We start from the raw sequence: 19,541 nt of genomic DNA on the forward strand, positions 1-19,541 counted from the left end.
CCCGCCCGCCACGCCAGGCGGCGCGGCGGGCGAAGGGGTCGGCGAAGGGCAATGCACCCGGAACAGACGCCGGGTGCATGACGCGGGTCATGGAAAGCGCTTAGACGCTCAGCAGCAGGCGCTGCGGATCTTCCAGGGCTTCTTTCATGGCCACCAGGGCCAGCACGGCCTCGCGGCCATCGATGATGCGGTGGTCGTAGGACAGCGCCAGATAGTTCATCGGGCGGATGACGATCTGGCCGTTCTCGACGACGGGCCGATCCTTGGTGGCGTGGATGCCCAGGATGGCCGATTGCGGCGGGTTGATGATGGGCGTCGAGAGCATGGAGCCGAACACGCCGCCGTTGGAAATGGAGAACGTGCCCCCGGTGAGTTCGTCGAGCGTGAGCTTGCCGTCTTGCGCGCGGCGACCAAAGTCGGCGATCTGCTTTTCGATGTCGGCCAGCGACAGCTGGTCGGCATTGCGCAGGATGGGCACCACCAGGCCACGCGGGCTGCCCACGGCCACGCCGATGTCGAAGTAGCCGTGGTAGATGATGTCCTTGCCATCCACCGAGGCGTTGACGACGGGGTAGCGCTTGAGCGCGGCCACCGCCGCCTTCACGAAGAAGGACGTGAAGCCCAGCTTGACGCCGTGTTCTTTCTCGAAGGCTTCTTTGTACTTCTTGCGCAGGTCCATGATGGCCTGCATGTTGACCTCGTTGAAGGTCGTCAAGATGGCGTTCTCGGATTGCGACTGGATGAGGCGTTCGGCCACGCGGGCGCGCAGACGGCTCATGGGCACGCGCTGTTCGGGGCGGCCGTCCAGGCCCACCGGCACCGGCGCCGTCGGCGTGGCGGGCGCGGCGGCCGGCGCGGCCGAGGCGGCCAGGGCGTCGCCCTTGGTGACACGGCCAGCACGACCAGTGCCTTCGAGGGTGGCGGGATCGATGCCCTTTTCGGAGAGAATCTTGCCTGCGGCGGGCGACGCCACCGACGATTTGGCGGCCGGAGCTGCAGTGGCCACGGGCGCGGCGGCGGGGGCAGCCGGTGCTTCGGCCTTGGGCGCCGGGGCGGACGCCTTGGCGGCCGTATCGATGCGCGCCAGAACCTCGCCCGAGGTGACGGTGGCGCCGTCGCCCTTCACGATCTCGGCCAGCACGCCCGCGGCGGGCGCCGGCACTTCGAGCACGACCTTGTCGGTTTCGACCTCGATGAGGATTTCATCCGCATCGACGGCTTCGCCGGGCTGCTTCTTCCAGTTGAGCAGGGTGGCTTCGGAGATGGATTCGGAAAGCTGAGGGACGAGGACTTCAGTGATAGCCATGGTTGTTTTCCCGTTTATCTGTCTTTGAGGTTTCGGATTACTTGATCAGCGAAAAGCTTTTGAGCTTGGGCGCGAAGGCTTGCTCGATGAGCGCCTTCTGCTGCTCTTGGTGCTTGGCCATATAGCCCACGGCGGGCGACGCCGACGCGGCGCGACCGGCATAGCCCAGCTTCTGACCGTCGTTCATGTTTTCGTACAGGTGATGCTGCACGTAGAACCAGGGCCCCTGGTTCTGCGGCTCGTCCTGCACCCAGACCAGCTCTTTGGCGTTGGGGTACTTTTGCAGTTCGGTCTGGAAGGACTTGTGCGCAAAGGGATAGAGCTGCTCGATGCGCAGGATGGCGACGTCCTTGCGGCCTTGCTCGTCGCGAGCGTGGACGAGGTCGTAGTAGACCTTGCCCGAGCACACCAGCACGCGCTTGACCTCGGCGGCCACGATGCCGGCATCGACTTCACCGATGACGGGCTGGAAGGTGCCTGTGGCCAGGTCGTCCAGCGGCGAGGCCGCAGCCTTGTTGCGCAGCAGCGACTTCGGCGTGAAGATGACCAGCGGCTTGCGGAACTGACGAATCATCTGGCGACGCAGCACGTGGAAGATTTGCGCGCCGTTGGTCGGCTGCACCACTTGCATGTTGTTGTCGGCGCACAGCTGCAGGAAGCGCTCGATGCGCCCCGACGAGTGCTCGGGGCCTTGCCCTTCGTAGCCGTGCGGCAGCATCAGCGTCAGGCCGCAAGCACGGCCCCACTTGGCTTCGCCCGCCGCGATGAACTGGTCGATGACCACCTGTGCGCCATTGGCGAAGTCGCCAAATTGGGCTTCCCAGATGGTGAGCATATTGGGCTGCGTGGTGGCGTAGCCGTATTCGAAGGCCAGCACGGCGGCCTCGGACAGCACCGAATCGATGACCGTAAAAGGTGCCTGCCCATCGGAGACGTTTTGCAGCGGCACGTAGCTGCCCGCATCCCAGCGTTCGCGCTTTTGATCGTGCAAGACAGCATGGCGGTGGCTGAACGTACCGCGCCCGGAGTCTTGCCCGGTGATGCGCACGGCATAGCCATTGGCCACCAGGGTGGCGAAGGCCAGGTGTTCGCCCATGCCCCAGTCGAGGGGATGCTCGCCGCGCGCCATGGCCAGGCGATCGTTGAGCAGCTTGCTGACCAGGGGGTGCACGGTGAAGCCTTCAGGCACCTGGGTCAGTTTTTCGCCGATGCGAGTGAGTTCGGCCAGCGGCACGCCGGTATCGGCGTGGTCGGTCCATTTGGCGCCCAGGAACGGCGACCAATCGGTGGCGTACTTGTTCTTGTAGTCGGTGAGCACGGGCTCGACCGTGCGCTGGCCGTCTTCCATCAGCTGACGGTAGTTCTTGACCAGTTCGTCGGGCTCGTTCTCGGCCAGCGTGCCTTGCGCCACCAGGCGGTCGGCGTACACCTTGCGCGTGCCGGGGTGCTTGCCGATGCTCTTGTACATGAGCGGCTGCGTGAGCGACGGGGTGTCTTGCTCGTTGTGGCCCAGCTTGCGGAAGCAGACGATGTCCACCACCACGTCATGGCGGAAAGTCTGGCGGTAATCGAGCGCCAGCTTGGTGACGAACACCACGGCTTCGGGATCGTCGCCATTGACGTGGAAGACCGGCGCTTCGATCATCTTGACCACGTCGGTGCAGTACGTCGTGGAACGCGTGTCGCGCGGGTCGGAGGTGGTGAAGCCGATCTGGTTGTTGATGACGATGTGCAGCGTGCCGCCAGTACCGTAGCCGCGCGTCTGGGCGAGGTTGAGGGTTTCCATGACCACGCCCTGGCCGACGAAGGCGGCATCGCCGTGCACCAGCACGGGCAACACCTGGTCGCCTTCGGGATCGCCGCGGCGGTCTTGGCGGGCGCGCACGCTGCCCTCGACCACCGGGTTGACGATTTCGAGGTGCGAGGGGTTGAACGCCAGCGACAGGTGCACCGGGCCGCCCCGGGTGGAGAGGTCGCTGGAAAAGCCGTTGTGGTATTTGACGTCGCCGTCGCTGAGCGCCTGCGTGTGCTTGCCTTCGAATTCGGCAAACAGGTCGCCCGGCATCTTGCCCATGACGTTGACCAGCAGGTTGAGGCGCCCGCGGTGGGCCATGCCCACGACGATTTCCTGCACGCCGCTTTCGCCCGCGTGGTTGACGACTTCGTCCATGGCGGCGATGAAGCTTTCACCGCCTTCGAGCGAGAAGCGCTTCTGGCCGACGTACTTGGTGTGCAGGAAGCGCTCGAGGCCTTCCGCCTCGGTGACCTGCTGCAGGATGTTGCGTTTTTGTTCGACTGTGAATTCGGGCACGCCCAGGGTGGATTCGAGACGCTCCTGAATCCAGCGCTTGACGGTGGGGTCGGCGATATACATGAACTCGACGCCGATGTTGCGACAGTATGTATCTTGCAAAGCCTTGATGATGTCCCGCATGGTCATCGTGTCGGCTTTGGTGAAATACGTATTGGTGGCCGAGTAGATCTGGTCGAGATCGGCTTCGGACAGGCCATAGAAGGCCGGATCGAGCTCGGGGATCTGCGGGCGCTCGCGGCGCTTCAGGGGGTCCAGCTGGGCGATGCGCACGCCCATCGAGCGATACGCGGCGATGATGGACTGAACGTAGACCTGCTTGCTGGCGATGGCCAGGGCCTGGTCGGAGGCCTGGGCCGGGCGCACCTGGAAGACGTTTTCACGGGCGCGTTGGGCAAACGAGGCGATGATGGGCGCGTGGGCCTGGTCGCGGGTGGTTTCGCGGCCATCGGCGGCCGGCTGGTGCTGCAGCTGATCGAAGTACGAGCGCCACTGGTCTGGAATGGAACCCGGATCGTTGAGATATTCTTCGTAGAGTTCTTCTACGTAGGGGGCATTGGCGCCGAAAAGATAGGAGTTGGACTGGAGTTCTAGTTCCGTTGACATTGTGCGCTTCACCTGACGGGTGCTTCACCCGAACGATGCAGATTAAAAAACCTTCCGCGACACGGCCAGACCGGATAGCGGATAGCAGGGGCAGAAGGCTGATGTACGACGCCTTGCATAAGCCGTATTAAGGGTAAAGTATACCCGCCTTACCACGCAGGTATAAACTGACCAGCCCAAAACGCCCGGTCTATGCCCCTTTTCACGAGATTGGCGTTGGTATTAACAAACACTGTCGCGGATTAGCCTGTCTATGGCCGATCCCGGCAACATGAAATCAATAAATCAGCAGGAGCTCTCGTCATCATGGACCTGAAAGATGATCGCGCCAAAATGGCGCTTGATTACCATGCGTTTCCGACGCCGGGCAAGATTTCCGTCGTCCCCACCAAGCCGCTGGCCAACCAGGACGACCTGACCCTCGCCTACTCGCCGGGCGTGGCCATCGCCAGCATGACGATCCACGCCGAGGGCGAAGCCGCCGCGGCCAAATACACCTCGCGCGCCAACCTAGTGGGCGTGGTCACCAACGGCACGGCGGTGCTGGGCCTGGGCAACATCGGCCCGCTGGCCGCCAAGCCCGTCATGGAGGGCAAGGGCTGCCTGTTCAAGAAATTCGCCGGCATCGACGTGTTCGACATCGAACTCAACGAACACGATCCCGACAAGCTGGTGGACATCATCGCCGCGCTCGAACCCACCCTGGGCGGCATCAACCTCGAGGACATCAAGGCGCCCGAGTGCTTCTACATCGAGAAGAAGCTGCGCGAGCGCATGAAAATCCCCGTCTTCCACGATGACCAGCACGGCACGGCCATCATTTCCTCGGCCGCCGTGCTCAACGGCCTGAAGGTCGTGGGCAAGCGGATGGATGAGGTAAAGCTGGTGTGCTCGGGCGCGGGCGCCGCGGCCATCGCCTGCCTCGACTTGCTGGTCAAGCTGGGCATCGCGCAAAAGAATATCTACGTGGTCGATTCGCGCGGCGTCATCTGGCAGGGCCGCGACGAAAAGATGGAACCCAACAAGGCGCGCTACGCGCAGCAGACCGACGCGCGCACGCTGGCCGACGTCTGCCGGGGTGCCGATGTCTTCCTGGGCTGCTCGGCCCCCGGCGTGCTGACGCAAGACATGGTGCGCAGCATGGCCGACCGCCCGCTCATCCTGGCGCTGGCCAACCCCGACCCGGAAATCCGCCCGGAAGACGCCAAGGCGGCGCGCCCGGACTGCGTGGTGGCCACGGGCCGCTCCGACTACCCCAACCAGGTCAACAACGTCCTGTGCTTCCCCTTCATTTTCCGCGGCGCCATGGATTGCGGCGCCACGGTCATCAATGAAGAGATGAAGCTCGCCTGCGTAAAGGCGATCGCCGAACTCGCCGAGGCCGAGGCCAGCGCTGAAGTGGCCGGCGCCTACGCCGACCAGGATCTCAGCTTCGGGCCGGATTACATCATCCCCAAGCCGTTCGACCCGCGCCTCATCGTCAAGGTGGCCCCCGCGGTCGCCGAAGCCGCCGCGGCCTCGGGCGTGGCGCGCCGTCCCATCGAGGACATGGACGCCTACCGCCAGTCGCTGATGAGCATCGTCTATCACTCCGGCCAGCTGATGCGCCCGCTGTTCCACCAGGCCAAGGCGGCGCCCAAGCGCGTGGTCTACGCCGACGGCGAAGACGAGCGCGTCCTGCGCGCGGCGCAGACGGTGATCGACGAGAAGTTCGCCTTCCCGATCCTGGTGGGCCGTCCCTCGGTGATCGACATGCGCATCCAGAAGTTCGGCCTGCGCCTGGTGCCCGGCGAAAACGTCGAGGTGGTCGATCCGGAAAACGACAGCCGCTTCAACGAAACCTGGAACGCCTACTACAAGCTGCAGGCCCGCGCCGGGGTGACCCCGGACATCGCCAAGGCGATGGTGCGCAAGCACAATTCGCTCATCGGCGTGATGCTGCTGCAGCGCGGCGACGCCGATGCGATGATCTGCGGGGTGGCCAGCCGCTTCGACAATCAGCTGAAGTACGTGCAGGAGGTCATTGGCCTCAAGCCCACGGCGCGCACGTATGCGGCCATGAACGTGCTGATGCTGCCGACGCAGACGCTGTTCATCTGCGACACGCACGTCAACGAAGACCCCGACGCCGAACAGATCGCCGATATGACGATCCTGGCCGCCGAGGAAGTCCGCCGCTTTGGCATCGTGCCGAAGATCGCCCTGCTCTCGCACTCCAACTTCGGCAGCCGCCCGACGGCATCTTCCCGCAAGATGGCCGAAGCGCGCCGCATCATTGCCGAGCGTGCACCGGATCTCGAGGTGGATGGCGAGATGCACGCCGATTCGGCCTTGTCGGAAACGATCCGCACGAAGTCCTATCCCGATACGGCGCTGAAGGGGCCGGCCAATCTGCTGATCACGCCGAACCTGGACGCGGGCAACATCACCTACAACATGCTGAAGATGACGGGCAGCCATGGGGTGGCGATGGGGCCGGTGCTGCTGGGCGCGGCGCGCCCGGTGCACATCCTCACCACCAGCTCGACGGTGCGCCGCATCGTCAACATGACGGCGTTGGCGGTGGTGGACGCGCAGCAAGAGGCGGGCCAGGTCGCCTGACCGACTGTTGCTTCGCTGTCGTACTTGTCGAAATGGGCGGGGAATCCCCGCCCATTTTTTATGGTGACTCACGAGACGGCCATCTGTGTTCTTGATGCCGTCATCTGGCTTCTTGATGCTGCTATTCGGGTTCTTGACCCGTCTGGTGGATGTGGAAAGGGGTATTTGGGCCAGGGTCTGGCGGCCCTTCGGGCTCCCCCGATCTGCCTCGTACGGGCTGGCGGCGGGCGAACTCGTCGCTTCGCTCCTCAGACAGCGCCCGCCGAAACCTCCAGCCCTCCCTTCGTCAGCATCGGGCGCCATCCAACAGGCCCAAATACCCCTTTCCACACCCACCAGACTGCAATGGCGCAAACCGCTGGAGCGAAGAACGGTCTACCCTCTGGCTGTCTGTGTGGTGGGCGGAGGATTTCCTGCCTGTTGCCGGGCGCCCGATGCTGACGAAGGGAGCCGGGGGGGAAGTCGGTGCCCTCGATCGGCCCGAAGGGACGATATAGGGCACCGCCCCGGCGTACGAGGCAGATCGGGGAAGCCCGAAGGGCCGCCTGGCCCTGGCAGGAAATCCTCCGCCCACCACACAGACAGCCAGGCAATAAAAACGGGCCAAACGGCCCGTTTTTATTGCTAAGAAAGCGACGGAAGAAAGGTTACTTCACGTCGCGCACCGCAGCGCCGGTGTACAGCTGGCGCGGGCGACCGATCTTGTAGTTGGGGTCGGAGAGCATTTCGTTCCACTGGGCGATCCAGCCCACCGTGCGGGCCAGGGCGAAGATCGCCGTGAACAGCGATGTCGGGATGCCGATGGCGCGTTGCACGATGCCCGAGTAGAAATCGACGTTGGGGTACAGCTTGCGCTCGACGAAGTACTGGTCTTCGAGGGCGATGCGTTCGACTTCCATGGCCAGCTTGAACAGCGGGTCGTCGTGCAGGCCCAGCGCGTCGAGCACTTCGCGGCAGGTTTCCTGCATCATCTTGGCGCGCGGGTCGAAGTTCTTGTAGACGCGATGGCCAAAGCCCATCAGGCGCACGCCCGAGTTCTTGTCCTTGACCTTCTCCATGAACTCGCCCACCTTGGCCACGCCGCCGTTGGCCTGGAGGTTTTCCAGCATGTTCAGGCAGGCCTCGTTGGCGCCGCCGTGTGCCGGGCCCCACAGGCAGGCCACGCCAGCCGCGATGGCGGCAAACGGGTTGGTGCCCGACGAACCGCACAGGCGCACGGTGGAGGTGGAGGCGTTTTGCTCGTGATCGGCGTGCAGGATGAAGATGCGGTCGAGCGCGCGTTCGACCACGTCGTTGACTTCATAGTCGTCGCACGGCGTGGCGAACATCATGCGCAGGAAGTTGCCCGTGTAGGACAGATCGTTCTTCGGGTAGATGAAGGGCTGGCCCAGGGAATGCTTGTAGGCCATGGCCACCAGCGTCGGCATCTTGGCGATCAGGCGGATGGCTGAGACTTCGCGGTGCACCGGGTTGGTGATGTCGGTGGAGTCGTGATAGAAGGCCGACAGGGCGCCCACCAGGCCCGTGAGCACGGCCATCGGGTGGGCGTCGCGGCGGAACCCTTGCAGGAAGGTGTGCATCTGCTCGTGCACCAGGGTGTGGTGCGTGACCAGATCGTCAAAATCGCGCTTCTGCTGGGCGTCCGGCAGGTCGCCGTTCATGATCAGGTAGGCAATGGAGAGAAAATCACATTTCTTTGCCAGCTGGTCGATGGGATAGCCGCGATACAGCAGCTGGCCCTTGTCGCCATCGATGAAGGTGATGGCCGATTCGCACGACGCGGTCGCCAGGAAGCCGGGGTCAAAGGTGAACATCCCGGTCTGGCTGTAAAGCTTGCGGATATCGACCACCTCGGGGCCCACGGTGCCCCGGTAGACGGGGAAATCGACCGAAGGGCTGCCGTCGGAGAACGATAGCGTGGCTTTTTTATCGGATAGCTGCATGTGATTTTCCTTTAAGTTACAGCGCTTTCATCTGCTCGACGAGCCGCCGGATGTCGGCGGTGTCATATACACCAGACACCTCGGTGCGTCCCAGCAGGACGTCGAGCAATTCGTTGTCGCCCATTTCAAAAAGCTGCGTCAGCGCCCGCACGTCGGCCTCGGTCAGCTGGGTCTCGAAGGCATCGAGAAACCGCGTGATGATGAGGTCGTTTTCGAGCAGGCCGCGACGTGCCCGCCAGCGCAGGCGGGCACGATCCAGATCAGACAGATCGCTGGACATGCGGACTACACCGTCCGCCGAACCAGCATTTCCTTGATCTTGCCAATGGCTGCCGACGGGTTCAGGCCCTTGGGGCAGACCTCGGTGCAGTTCATGATCGTATGGCAGCGGAAAAGCCGGTACGGGTCTTCGAGGTTGTCGAGACGCTCGCTCGTGGCACGGTCGCGCGAGTCGGCAATGAAACGGTACGCCTGCAGCAGCCCCGCCGGCCCGACGAATTTGTCGGGATTCCACCAGAAGGACGGACAGGCCGTGGAGCAGCACCCGCACAAGATGCATTCGTACAGGCCGTTGAGTTCTTCGCGCTCTTCGGGCGACTGCAGACGCTCTTTCTCGGGGGGCGGTTCGTCGTTGATCAGGTACGGCTTGATGGAGTGGTACTGATCGTAGAAGAACGTCATGTCGACGATGAGGTCGCGCACCACCGGCAGGCCGGGCAGCGGCTTGAGCACGATGGGCTCGCTGAGTGTGAGCAGGTTGGTGGTGCAGGCCAGGCCGTTGTGGCCGTTGATGTTCATGGCATCGGAGCCGCACACGCCTTCGCGGCACGAACGGCGCAGCGCCAGGCTGTCGTCAACCTCGTTTTTGATGCGCAGGATGGCGTCGAGCAGCATCTTGTCGGACGGCTGTAGTTCGACTTCGAGCTTCTGCATGTAAGGACGTTCGTCCTTGTCGGGATCGTAGCGATAGATCTCGAATTTCACGATTCGTTTGGTCATGACAATATCCAGATTAGAAGGTACGCGCCTTGGGCGGGATGGTATCCACGGTCAGGGGTTTCATGCGCACCGGCTTGTAATCGAGGTGGCCGTCTTTGTCGTCGGAGAACCACAGGGAATGCTTGAGCCAGTTGACGTCGTCGCGCTCGGGGTATTCTTCGAGGGCATGTGCGCCGCGCGATTCGAGGCGGTTGGCAGCCGACTTGGCCGTGGCACGCGCCACTTCGATCATGTTGGTGATCTCCAGGGCTTCGAGACGCGCCGTGTTGAACACCTTGGACTTGTCGGAGAAGTACATGCTGTTGACTTCCGGCACCAGGTCGCTGATGACCTTCTCGCCTTCTTTCAGCACGTCGAGCTTGCGGAACACCCCATAGTGGCTTTGCATGGCCCGTTGCATCTTGTGGGCCACGTCTTGCGGCTTTTCACCGGAGGTGCGGGCTTCGAGGCGGTTGACGCGGTCGAGCGAGGCCTCGATGTCGGTGTCGGGCAGCACCTGGTGGCTGTGCTGCTTTTCAGGGTGCTGATCGACGATGAAGTTGCCCGCCGAGCGGCCGAACACGACCAGGTCGAGCAGCGAGTTGGTGCCCAGGCGGTTGGCCCCGTGCACCGAGGTGGCGGCGCATTCGCCGATGGCGTACAGGCCGTTGACGACCTTTTCCTGGCCATTGACGTGCGTGAGCACCTGCCCATGATAGTTGGCCGGAATGCCGCCCATCTGGTAGTGGATGGTGGGCACGACCGGGATCGGATCTTTGATCGGATCGACGTTGGCGAACTTGATGGCGATCTCACGGATGGACGGTAGACGCTTCTTGATGGTGTCGGCGCCCAGGTGATCGAGCTTGAGCAGCACGTGGCCGCCGTCGCCGCAGCCACGGCCTTCTTTGATTTCTTGGTCCATCGAGCGCGAGACGAAGTCGCGCGGCGCCAGATCTTTGAGCTGGGGCGCATAGCGTTCCATGAAGCGCTCGCCCTTGTTGTTGAGCAGGAAGCCGCCTTCGCCGCGTACGCCTTCGGTGATGAGCACGCCAGCGCCCGCCACGCCCGTGGGGTGGAACTGCCAGAACTCCATGTCCTGCAGCGGGATGCCCGCGCGCGCCGCCATGCCCAGGCCGTCGCCCGTATTGATGAAGGCGTTGGTGGTGGCGGCCCAGATGCGGCCCGCGCCGCCGGTGGCCAGCACCGTGTGCTTGGCTTCGAGCACGTAGATGTCGCCGGTTTCCATTTCGATGGCCGTCACGCCCAGCACGTCGCCATCGTTGTTGCGCAGCAGGTCGAGCGCCATCCATTCGACGAAGAAATTGGTGCGCGCCGCGACGTTGCGCTGATACAGCGTGTGCAGCATGGCGTGGCCGGTGCGGTCGGCGGCGGCACAGGCGCGCTGCACGGGTTTTTCACCGAAGTTGGACGTGTGCCCGCCAAACGGACGCTGGTAGATGGTGCCGTCGGGGTTGCGGTCGAAGGGCATGCCGAAGTGTTCGAGTTCGTAGACCGCGTTGGGGGCTTCACGCACCATGAATTCGATGGAATCCTGGTCGCCCAGCCAGTCGGAGCCCTTGACGGTGTCGTACATGTGCCATTGCCAGTGGTCTTCGCTCATGTTGCCCAGCGAAGCGCTGACGCCCCCTTGCGCCGCCACTGTGTGCGAGCGGGTGGGAAACACCTTGGACAGCACCGCGACGGTGAGCCCGGCGTTGGACAATTGCAGGGCGCAGCGCAAGCCGGCCCCACCAGCGCCTACCACGACGACATCGAACCGGCGGCGTGGGAGAGATTTCTTGACAGCAGCCACGTTAGAGACTCCAGAGAATTTGAGCAAAGAAGACCACCGAGGCAACGAGCCAGAGGGCGGTCAGGACCTGCAGGAACAGACGCAGGCCGTCGGAATGAGCGTAGTCCATCCAGATGTCGCGCACGCCGACCCAGGCGTGCCAGGCAAGCGACAGGAAAGCGACCGTGGCGAGCAGCTGGCCAACCGGCAAGGTGCCCACCGTAAAGGCGAAGAAAGCGCGCCAGGATTCGAAATCGAGGCTGGGGACGAAGACTGAATAGAGCACCAGGGCCAGGGTGTAGACCGCCATGATGACGGCGGTGCAGCGCTGGACGATGAAGTCGCGCGTGCCGTAGTGCGCGCCGACAACCAGGCGCTTGCGACCGATGCGTTCGTGGTGAGCAGACATTACCAGGCTCCAAAGAGTTTCAGACCAAACACCACGGTGAGCGCCAGCGCCACGCCGATGACCAGGGCGCCCGAACGCTGCGAGGGGATGCGCTCGTTGCCGATGTGCAGATCGAGGGTGAGGTAGCGGATGCCCGCGCAGAAATGGTGGAAGTAGCCCCACATCAACACCAGCAGGACGATCTTACAGGCGGGGTTGGCAACCCAGGCCTTCATCGTGGCGAAGCTGTCGGGCGAGTGCACGCTTTGTGCAAACAAGGGCAGAAGCACCAGCGGCAACGCCAGGAACAACAGTGCGCCGCTGACGCGGTGCAGGATGGATGCTTTGCCCGCGGGTGGCAGCTTGTAGCTCATGAGGTCGGTCAACCCCAGATTACGAAACTGCGGACGCGGCTTTGTGGCTGAATCAGACATAATGCCCTCGTAGTAGTAAATGGAAGAACTCGGAACCTAAAACGGCATTTTCGCCGATCTGGAAATCAATTCAAACTATTGCGGTAATAGTACCGCTCGGTGACGTAGTGCCCGCGGCGCAGTTCCACCGGCCGGTCGCCATAGGTGTAGGCCACGCGCTCGACCTGCAGCAAGGGGCTGCCCGCGCCGATCCGCAGCAGTTCGGCCTGGGCCTCGGTGGCTGCCACAGCGCGGATTTTTTCTTCGGCGCGCACCATGCTTACGCCAAATTCGGTTTCAAACATGGCATAGACCGGCCCCCGGTAGCGCTGCAGGAATTCGAGCGTGAGCCCCTTGAAGAGGCTGCCCGGCAGCCAGATTTCGTCGAGGATGGTGGGCGAATCGTTGAACGACAGCACCCGGCGCATGCTGATCACCGCGTCGCCCGCCCGCAGATCGAGCATGGCGGCCACGTCGGCTGAGGCCTTGGCACGGCGGCAATCGAGAATCTGGCTGCTGGAGGCGGCGGGCTGGCCGTCGTCGGGCGTCAGGCGCAGGAAGCGGTAGCGTACCTTGGCTTCGTTGTGCGTGGCCACAAAGGTGCCCTTGCCCTGGCGGCGGATGAGCAGGTTGTCGGCGGCCAGTTCGTCGATGGCCTTGCGCACCGTGCCCTGACTGACCTGAAAACGCGCCGCCAGCTCAAGTTCGCTGGGAATGGCTTCGCCGGGCTTCCATTCGCCGCGGTCGAGCCCTTGCAGAATCAGCCCCTTGATCTGCTGGTACAGCGGACTGAATGCCGCGCTGTGAGCAGCGCGCCCCAGGGGCTGTTGGCGATCGATCAAGTGAGAATCTGACATGTCGGCGAAAACGCTGCAGGGTGACCCATGCTACAAATTGGAACGTGCGCATTTTCGCATTTCCGAGTGCGGATGTCTAATAGTCTTCTGTCTTATATAAGATATAAGAGTCTTGACGCTGAACGATGAAATACACTACTCTCTTTCGCGTTTTAGCACACCCGGATACCCCTCTCATCCTATCGGAGAATCACTATGTCCAAACCCGCCATGCGCGTTGCGGTCACTGGCGCCGCCGGCCAGATCGGCTACGCCCTGCTGTTTCGCATCGCTTCCGGTGCCATGCTCGGCGAGGATCAGCCCGTCATTCTGCAGCTGCTGGAAATCCCGGACGAAAAAGCCCAGAAGGCCCTGCAGGGCGTGATGATGGAGCTCGATGACTGCGCTTTCCCGCTGCTGCAGGGCATGAGCGCGCACAGCGACCCGCGCACCGCCTTCAAGGATGCCGACGTGGCCCTGCTGGTGGGCGCGCGCCCCCGCGGCCCCGGCATGGAACGCAAAGACCTGCTGCAGGTCAACGCCAAAATCTTCACCGAGCAAGGCAAGGCGCTCAACGACGTGGCCAGCCGCAACGTCAAGGTGCTGGTGGTGGGCAACCCGGCCAACACCAATGCCTACATCGCCATGAAGTCGGCCCCCGATCTGCCCGCGAAGAACTTCACCGCGATGCTGCGCCTGGATCACAACCGCGCCCTCGCACAGATCGCCACCAAGACCGGCACGGCCGTGGCCGACATCGAAAAGCTGGCCGTGTGGGGCAATCACTCGCCCACCATGTACCCTGACACGCGCTTTGCCACCATCGGCGGCAAGCCCGCCCAAGCCGTCATCAACGATGACGCCTGGGTGCGCGATACCTTCATCCCCACCGTGGGCAAGCGCGGCGCCGCCATCATCGCCGCGCGCGGCCTGTCCTCGGCGGCCTCAGCAGCCAACGCCGCCATCGACCACATCCACGACTGGGTGCTGGGCACGAACGGCAAGTGGGTCACCATGGGCATCCCGTCGGACGGCTCTTACGGCATCCCGGAAGGCATCATCTACGGCGTGCCCGTCACCACCGCCAATGGCGAATACACGCGCGTCACCGGCCTGGAAATCGATGCCTTCTCGCGCGAGCGCATGGATCACACGCTCAACGAACTGCTCGAAGAGCGCGACGGCATCGCCGATCTGCTGAAGTAACCCCCCGGCCCGGCTGGCTGGCGCCGCACCGCGGTGCCGCCAGCCAGGCCTGGCGCCAGCCGCGGCCCGACAGGCGGCGGTCGGCGCCGAATGTCCCGCCGACGACAGACAATCGGGCGCCACCCGCCCATCATGGTCTGCCGCATCAGCTGGAATCCCGCCCCAACCGGGGCGATCTTTGCCGCGCACAGGGTCTGCCCGGCGCGGCTGCACACCGGAGCGCCGTTCATGACCCGTCCCGCCTCTCCCGGCGCCTTGCTGCGCAAGGCCCTCACCGAAGAATCCCCCCTGCAGATCGTGGGCGCCATCAATGCCAACCACGCCCTGCTGGCCAAGCGCGCGGGCTATCGCGCCATTTACGTGTCTGGCGGCGGCGTTGCCGCCGGGTCGCTCGGCATGCCCGACCTGGGCATCAACACGCTCGATGACGTGCTCACCGACGTGCGCCGCATCACCGACGTCTGCGACACCCCTCTGCTGGTCGACATCGACACGGGCTTCGGGCCCTCGGCCTTCAACATTGCCCGCACGGTCAAGTCGCTCATCAAGTTCGGCGCGGCCGGCTGCCACATCGAAGACCAGGTGGGCGCCAAGCGCTGCGGTCACCGCCCGGGCAAGGAAATCGTCAGCACCGAAGAGATGGCCGACCGCATCAAGGCGGCGGCCGACGCCCGCACCGACAGCGACTTCTATCTCATTGCGCGCACCGACGCCATTGCCGTCAGCGGTGTGGACGCCGCGCTCGAGCGCGCCCATGCCTGCGTCGAGGCGGGGGCCGACGCCATCTTCGCCGAGGCCTCCTACGACCTCGAGACCTACAAAAAATTCTCCAGCGCCCTGAGCGTGCCCATCCTCGCCAACATCACCGAATTCGGCAAGACGCCACTGTTCACGGTGCCTGAACTGGCTAGCGCGGGCGTCGGCATGGTGCTTTACCCGCTGTCGGCCTTCCGCGCCATGAACAAGGCCGCCGAGGCGGTCTACACCGCCATTCGCCGCGACGGACATCAGCATTCCGTGATCGAAATGATGCAGACCCGCGAAGAGTTGTACGATCGGATCGGCTATCACCAGTTTGAAGCACAACTGGACGCGCTGTTTCAACAAGGCAAAGGCAAGGCGTCCTGACGCGCGGCCCGGCGGGCCGGTTCCCAACCGGCGCGCGCGGCGCCCTGGGCGCGCACCCGCTCATTTCCAGCAATCAAGGAGACCTCTGATGGCGAAAGAACCCAAGACATCCACTTCCAAAACACCGGCCACGAAGGCCACGACGCGCAAAGCCGCCGCCCCCAAAGCCGCCGCTGCCGCCAGCACTGCGGCGGCCACGCCCGCCCCCGGCTTCAAGCCCAAGAAATCCGTCGCCCTGTCGGGCATCGCCGCCGGCAACACGGCACTGTGCACGGTGGGCCGCAGCGGCAACGACCTGCACTACCGCGGCTACGACATCCTCGACATCGCCGAAACCTGCGAGTTCGAAGAGGTCGCCCACCTGCTCATCCATGGCAAGCTGCCCAACCAGGCCGAACTCGACGCCTACAAGGCCAAGCTGCGCCGCCTGCGCGGCCTGCCGGTGCAGGTACAGATCGCGCTCGAAGCCCTGCCCGCGGCCAGCCATCCCATGGACGTCATGCGCACAGCGGCCTCCGTGCTGGGCTGCGTGCTGCCCGAGAAAGACAATCACAACCTGCCCGACGCGCGCGACATCGCCGACCGCCTGATGGCCAGCCTGGGCTCGGCCCTGCTGTACTGGTATCACTACAGCCACAACGGCAAGCAGATCGACGTCGAGACCGACGACGACAGCATCGGCGGGCACTTCCTGCACCTGCTGCACGGCACGGCGCCGTCCGACGAATGGGTGCGCGCCATGCATACCTCGCTCATCCTGTACGCCGAACACGAATTCAATGCCTCCACCTTCACGGGCCGCGTCATCGCCGGCACGGGCTCGGACATGTACTCGGCCATCACCGGGGCCATCGGCGCCCTGCGCGGCCCCAAGCACGGCGGCGCCAACGAAGTCGCGTTTGAAATCCAGAAGCGCTATGACACCCCCGACGAAGCCGAAGCCGACATCCGCCGCCGCGTCGAAGCCAAAGAAGTCGTCATCGGCTTCGGCCATCCGGTGTACACGGTCTCCGATCCGCGCAACCAGGTGATCAAGGCCGTCGCCCAGCGCCTGTCGAAGTCCGCCGGCTCGACCAAGATGTTCGACATCGCCGCGCGGCTCGAGGCCGTCATGTGGGACGCCAAGAAGATGTTCCCCAACCTCGACTGGTTCTCCGCCGTGTCGTACCACATGATGGGCGTGCCCACCGCCATGTTCACGCCGCTGTTCGTCATCGCCCGCACCGCGGGCTGGTCGGCGCACATCATCGAGCAGCGCATCGACAACAAGATCATCCGTCCCACGGCCAATTACGTCGGCCCGGAAGATCTGAAATTCGTCCCCCTGGCCAAACGCAAATAAGCCGCAACCTTTCAGGAACACACAATGTCTGCGACTATTTCCAACGTTCGTCCCCAGCCCGATCAGGTGCTGGTCGACATCGTCGATTACGTGCTCGATTACAAGATCGACAGCACGCTCGCCCTCGACACCGCGCGCAACTGCCTCATCGATACCTTGGGCTGCGGGCTCGAGGCGCTCGAATACCCCGCCTGCCGCAAGCTCATGGGCCCGATCGTGCCCGGCACCGTGGTGCCCAACGGCGCCAAGGTGCCGGGCACCCAGTTCCAGCTCGATCCCGTCCAGGCCGCCTTCAACATCGGCTGCATGATCCGCTGGCTCGATTTCAACGACACGTGGCTGGCCGCCGAATGGGGCCACCCGTCCGACAACCTGGGCGGCATCCTGGCGGTGGCCGACTGGCTGTCGCGCAATGCGGTCGCAGCGGGCAAGGCACCGCTCACCATGCGCGCCGTGCTCGAAGGCATGATCAAGGCGCACGAAATCCAGGGCTGCATCGCCATCGAAAACTCGTTCAACAAGGTGGGGCTCGACCACGTGGTGCTGGTCAAGGTGGCCTCTACTGCGGTCGTCTCGCAGATGCTCGGGCTGACGCGCGACGAAACCATCAACGCGGTGTCGCTCGCCTGGGTCGATGGCCAAAGCCTGCGCACCTACCGCCACGCGCCCAACACGGGCAGCCGCAAGTCGTGGGCGGCGGGCGACGCCACCAGCCGCGCCGTGCGCCTGGCCCTGATGGCCCGCACGGGTGAAATGGGCTATCCCTCGGTGCTCACGGCGCCGGTCTGGGGCTTCTACGACGTGCTCTTCAAGGGCCAGCCGTTCAAGTTCCAGCGCCCCTATGGCAGCTACGTGATGGAAAACGTGCTGTTCAAGATTTCCTTCCCGGCCGAGTTCCACTCGCAGACGGCGGTGGAATGCGCCATGCAGATCCACGCCAAGCTCAAGGCGCTGGGCAAGACCGAAGCGGACATCAAGAAAATCACGATCCGCACGCACGAGGCCTGCATCCGCATCATCGACAAAAAGGGGCCGCTGAACAATCCGGCCGACCGCGACCACTGCGTGCAGTACATGGTGGCGGTGCCCATCATCTTCGGACGCCTGACGGCGGGCGACTATGAAGACGCCATTGCCGCCGACCCGCGCATCGACGCCCTGCGCGAGAAAATGACGTGCGTGGAAGACCCGGCCTTCACGCAGGATTACCACGATCCTGAAAAGCGTTCGATCGCCAATGCGCTGACGGTCGAGTTCAACGACGGCACGAAGCTCGACGAAATTGTCTGCGAATACCCGATCGGCCACAAGCGCCGCCGCAAAGAAGGCATTCCGCTGCTCGAGGCCAAGTTCCGCACCAACCTGGCGCGGCAGTTCCCGGCGCGCCAGCAGCAGCACATCCTGGATGTGTCGCTGGATCAGGCCAGGCTCGAAGCCATGCCGGTGCACGAATACGTGGATCTCTATGTCATCTGATCGCCGCATGCCGTCGCCCTCAGCCCTGGGCCCGGGCGCATCCACGGGGCCCACGCCCCGCGCGGTGCAACACAACGAGGCTGCCCACCGCTTCGAGTGCACGGTGGAAGGCCACCTGTGCGTACTGGACTACGAACTCGACGGTTCAACGGCGGCATTCGTCCACACCGGAGTACCAACAGCGGTGGGCGGACGCGGCATTGCCGCCGACCTGGTGCGTACCGGGCTGGAAACCGCCCGCGCGCGCGGCTGGCGGGTCGTGCCAGCGTGTTCGTACGTAGCGGCCTTCATACGCCGACATCCACAATATCTCGATCTCACCCATCAAACGCACCAGGCGTGATTTCAGAATCAGAAGCAACAAAAAAACCTCCTCCGGGAGGTTTTTTTGTTGCTTGAATCACGAAGATGTTAATTTATTGACGCGAGCGAGCATTTTCTTGATCCGGGTTAAGTCTTCTCTCGCAGTGAACCGGGAAAATGAGGTTTCCTATAACCACACAACGTGTATGGAAATTACCCATGTCATCCCACGTTCGTCACTCCCTTCTTGCCTGCACCCTGCTTGCCGGAGCACTCTCAGCCAGCCCCGCCCCGGCACACGAAGCCGGCGACATCCTGCTCAAAGTAGGCGTCAGCCACGTCGAACCTCAATCCAACAACGGCACCGTGGCCAACGGTGCGGTCAAGTTGGACATCGACGGCAGCACCCGCCCCAGCTTCACGATCACCTACATGGCGACGCGCAACATCGGCGTCGAGTTGTTGGGAGCCTGGCCGTTCAGGAACAAGATCAACGCCAAGGGCATGGGCGAAATCGGCTCGACGCAAACCCTGCCCCCTACCCTCAGCCTGCAATGGCACTTTCTGCCTGATGCCACCTTCCAGCCCTACGTGGGCGTGGGTCTGAACTACACGACGTTCTTCGACACCAAGTCCCGGGGTGCGCTGTCCGGCAACGACATCAGCCTGGACGATTCCTGGGGCGTCGCCGCCCAGGTCGGCGTGGATTACAAACTCAACGATCGCTGGTTCTTGAACGCCGATGTACGCTACATCGACATGTCCTCTACCGTACACATGAACGGCACCGATATTGGCAAGGCCAAAATCAACCCGTGGGTCGCCACCCTGGGGGTCGGTTACCGTTTCTGATTCCCCGTCTGTTCGATCACTTCGGCAAGAGTCTTATATCTTATATAAGACTCTTGC

At 63.6% G+C, this 19,541-nt stretch carries 16 protein-coding genes; 7 read left to right on the forward strand and 9 right to left on the reverse strand.

Features of this window, described 5'->3' with window-relative positions; all coding sequences use genetic code 11:
• Nucleotides 1–100: 100 nt before the first annotated feature.
• Complete coding sequence (gene odhB, locus CCA01S_RS02310) at nt 101–1,306, reverse strand: 2-oxoglutarate dehydrogenase complex dihydrolipoyllysine-residue succinyltransferase (RefSeq protein WP_066453521.1); 1,206 nt, start codon at nt 1,304–1,306, stop codon at nt 101–103.
• 37 nt (nt 1,307–1,343) lie between these two features.
• A complete protein-coding gene (locus CCA01S_RS02315; RefSeq protein WP_066453522.1) occupies nt 1,344–4,223 on the reverse strand; it encodes a 2-oxoglutarate dehydrogenase E1 component in 2,880 nt (959 codons plus the stop codon).
• Nucleotides 4,224–4,529: 306 nt separating this feature from the next.
• Between CCA01S_RS02315 and CCA01S_RS02320 the strand changes: the two genes are divergently transcribed.
• The gene (locus tag CCA01S_RS02320) at nt 4,530–6,824 is read left to right on the forward strand and encodes an NADP-dependent malic enzyme (RefSeq protein ID WP_066453525.1); all 2,295 of its coding nucleotides are present in this window, start codon (nt 4,530–4,532) and stop codon (nt 6,822–6,824) included.
• 647 nt (nt 6,825–7,471) lie between these two features.
• Here CCA01S_RS02320 and gltA read toward each other — a convergent pair.
• The 7 genes from gltA to CCA01S_RS02355 all read right to left on the reverse strand — a co-directional run bounded on the left by gltA (nt 7,472) and on the right by CCA01S_RS02355 (nt 13,198).
• Complete coding sequence (gltA, locus tag CCA01S_RS02325; RefSeq protein ID WP_066453528.1) at nt 7,472–8,767, reverse strand: citrate synthase; 1,296 nt, start codon at nt 8,765–8,767, stop codon at nt 7,472–7,474.
• A gap of 16 nt (nt 8,768–8,783) precedes the next feature.
• Nucleotides 8,784–9,047: an FAD assembly factor SdhE gene (locus tag CCA01S_RS02330; RefSeq protein WP_066453530.1), complete on the reverse strand. Its 264-nt coding sequence runs from the start codon at nt 9,045–9,047 to the stop codon at nt 8,784–8,786.
• Between the two features lie 5 nt (nt 9,048–9,052).
• A complete protein-coding gene (locus CCA01S_RS02335) occupies nt 9,053–9,766 on the reverse strand; it encodes a succinate dehydrogenase iron-sulfur subunit (RefSeq protein WP_066453532.1) in 714 nt (237 codons plus the stop codon).
• A gap of 13 nt (nt 9,767–9,779) precedes the next feature.
• Nucleotides 9,780–11,561 carry a succinate dehydrogenase flavoprotein subunit gene (gene sdhA, locus CCA01S_RS02340; RefSeq protein WP_066453534.1) on the reverse strand — a complete coding sequence of 594 codons (1,782 nt, stop codon included), beginning with the start codon at nt 11,559–11,561 and terminating at the stop codon, nt 9,780–9,782.
• A 1-nt stretch (nt 11,562) separates the two neighbouring features.
• Nucleotides 11,563–11,949, reverse strand: coding sequence for a succinate dehydrogenase, hydrophobic membrane anchor protein (sdhD, locus tag CCA01S_RS02345; RefSeq protein WP_066453536.1), 387 nt, complete (start codon nt 11,947–11,949; stop codon nt 11,563–11,565).
• Nucleotides 11,949–12,362, reverse strand: a complete 414-nt coding sequence (gene sdhC / locus CCA01S_RS02350) for a succinate dehydrogenase, cytochrome b556 subunit (protein WP_066453538.1) — start codon at nt 12,360–12,362, stop codon at nt 11,949–11,951. Before sdhC ends, sdhD begins: the two co-directional genes overlap by 1 nt.
• Nucleotides 12,363–12,427: 65 nt before the next feature.
• Nucleotides 12,428–13,198 (reverse strand): GntR family transcriptional regulator, encoded by a 771-nt coding sequence (locus CCA01S_RS02355; RefSeq protein WP_066453540.1) that lies wholly within the window; start codon nt 13,196–13,198, stop codon nt 12,428–12,430.
• A 195-nt stretch (nt 13,199–13,393) separates the two neighbouring features.
• On the opposite strand from CCA01S_RS02355, the gene CCA01S_RS02360 reads away from it, so the two are divergent.
• The 6 genes from CCA01S_RS02360 (at nt 13,394) to CCA01S_RS02380 (ending at nt 19,484) form a co-directional block, all read left to right on the forward strand.
• On the forward strand, nt 13,394–14,383 hold the full coding sequence (locus CCA01S_RS02360; RefSeq protein WP_066453547.1) for a malate dehydrogenase: 990 nt from the start codon (nt 13,394–13,396) through the stop codon (nt 14,381–14,383).
• A 228-nt stretch (nt 14,384–14,611) separates the two neighbouring features.
• Nucleotides 14,612–15,511: a methylisocitrate lyase gene (prpB, locus tag CCA01S_RS02365; protein ID WP_066453550.1), complete on the forward strand. Its 900-nt coding sequence runs from the start codon at nt 14,612–14,614 to the stop codon at nt 15,509–15,511.
• Between the two features lie 88 nt (nt 15,512–15,599).
• Complete coding sequence (prpC, locus tag CCA01S_RS02370) at nt 15,600–16,853, forward strand: bifunctional 2-methylcitrate synthase/citrate synthase (protein ID WP_066453553.1); 1,254 nt, start codon at nt 15,600–15,602, stop codon at nt 16,851–16,853.
• A gap of 24 nt (nt 16,854–16,877) precedes the next feature.
• Complete coding sequence (locus CCA01S_RS02375; RefSeq protein ID WP_066453556.1) at nt 16,878–18,329, forward strand: bifunctional 2-methylcitrate dehydratase/aconitate hydratase; 1,452 nt, start codon at nt 16,878–16,880, stop codon at nt 18,327–18,329.
• 7 nt (nt 18,330–18,336) lie between these two features.
• Nucleotides 18,337–18,672, forward strand: coding sequence for a GNAT family N-acetyltransferase (locus CCA01S_RS15165; RefSeq protein WP_084386373.1), 336 nt, complete (start codon nt 18,337–18,339; stop codon nt 18,670–18,672).
• A gap of 179 nt (nt 18,673–18,851) precedes the next feature.
• Nucleotides 18,852–19,484 carry an OmpW/AlkL family protein gene (locus tag CCA01S_RS02380; RefSeq protein WP_066453561.1) on the forward strand — a complete coding sequence of 211 codons (633 nt, stop codon included), beginning with the start codon at nt 18,852–18,854 and terminating at the stop codon, nt 19,482–19,484.
• Nucleotides 19,485–19,541 lie beyond the last annotated feature (57 nt).

It is taken from the genome of Castellaniella caeni NBRC 101664, from assembly GCF_001592225.1.
In the GTDB taxonomy this organism is placed as follows: Bacteria; Pseudomonadota; Gammaproteobacteria; order Burkholderiales; family Burkholderiaceae_B; genus Castellaniella; species Castellaniella caeni.

Bases quoted from the DNA above. Each gene is read 5' to 3' on its own strand.
- odhB (WP_066453521.1), bottom strand. From the start codon at position 1,306: ATGGCTATCACTGAAGTCCTCGTCCCTCAGCTTTCCGAATCCATCTCC.
- CCA01S_RS02315 (WP_066453522.1), bottom strand. From the start codon at position 4,223: ATGTCAACGGAACTAGAACTCCAGTCCAACTCCTATCTTTTCGGCGCC.
- CCA01S_RS02320 (WP_066453525.1), top strand. From the start codon at position 4,530: ATGGACCTGAAAGATGATCGCGCCAAAATGGCGCTTGATTACCATGCG.
- gltA (WP_066453528.1), bottom strand. From the start codon at position 8,767: ATGCAGCTATCCGATAAAAAAGCCACGCTATCGTTCTCCGACGGCAGC.
- CCA01S_RS02330 (WP_066453530.1), bottom strand. From the start codon at position 9,047: ATGTCCAGCGATCTGTCTGATCTGGATCGTGCCCGCCTGCGCTGGCGG.
- CCA01S_RS02335 (WP_066453532.1), bottom strand. From the start codon at position 9,766: ATGACCAAACGAATCGTGAAATTCGAGATCTATCGCTACGATCCCGAC.
- sdhD (WP_066453536.1), bottom strand. From the start codon at position 11,949: ATGTCTGCTCACCACGAACGCATCGGTCGCAAGCGCCTGGTTGTCGGC.
- sdhC (WP_066453538.1), bottom strand. From the start codon at position 12,362: ATGTCTGATTCAGCCACAAAGCCGCGTCCGCAGTTTCGTAATCTGGGG.
- CCA01S_RS02355 (WP_066453540.1), bottom strand. From the start codon at position 13,198: ATGTCAGATTCTCACTTGATCGATCGCCAACAGCCCCTGGGGCGCGCT.
- CCA01S_RS02360 (WP_066453547.1), top strand. From the start codon at position 13,394: ATGTCCAAACCCGCCATGCGCGTTGCGGTCACTGGCGCCGCCGGCCAG.
- prpB (WP_066453550.1), top strand. From the start codon at position 14,612: ATGACCCGTCCCGCCTCTCCCGGCGCCTTGCTGCGCAAGGCCCTCACC.
- prpC (WP_066453553.1), top strand. From the start codon at position 15,600: ATGGCGAAAGAACCCAAGACATCCACTTCCAAAACACCGGCCACGAAG.
- CCA01S_RS02375 (WP_066453556.1), top strand. From the start codon at position 16,878: ATGTCTGCGACTATTTCCAACGTTCGTCCCCAGCCCGATCAGGTGCTG.
- CCA01S_RS15165 (WP_084386373.1), top strand. From the start codon at position 18,337: ATGCCGTCGCCCTCAGCCCTGGGCCCGGGCGCATCCACGGGGCCCACG.
- CCA01S_RS02380 (WP_066453561.1), top strand. From the start codon at position 18,852: ATGTCATCCCACGTTCGTCACTCCCTTCTTGCCTGCACCCTGCTTGCC.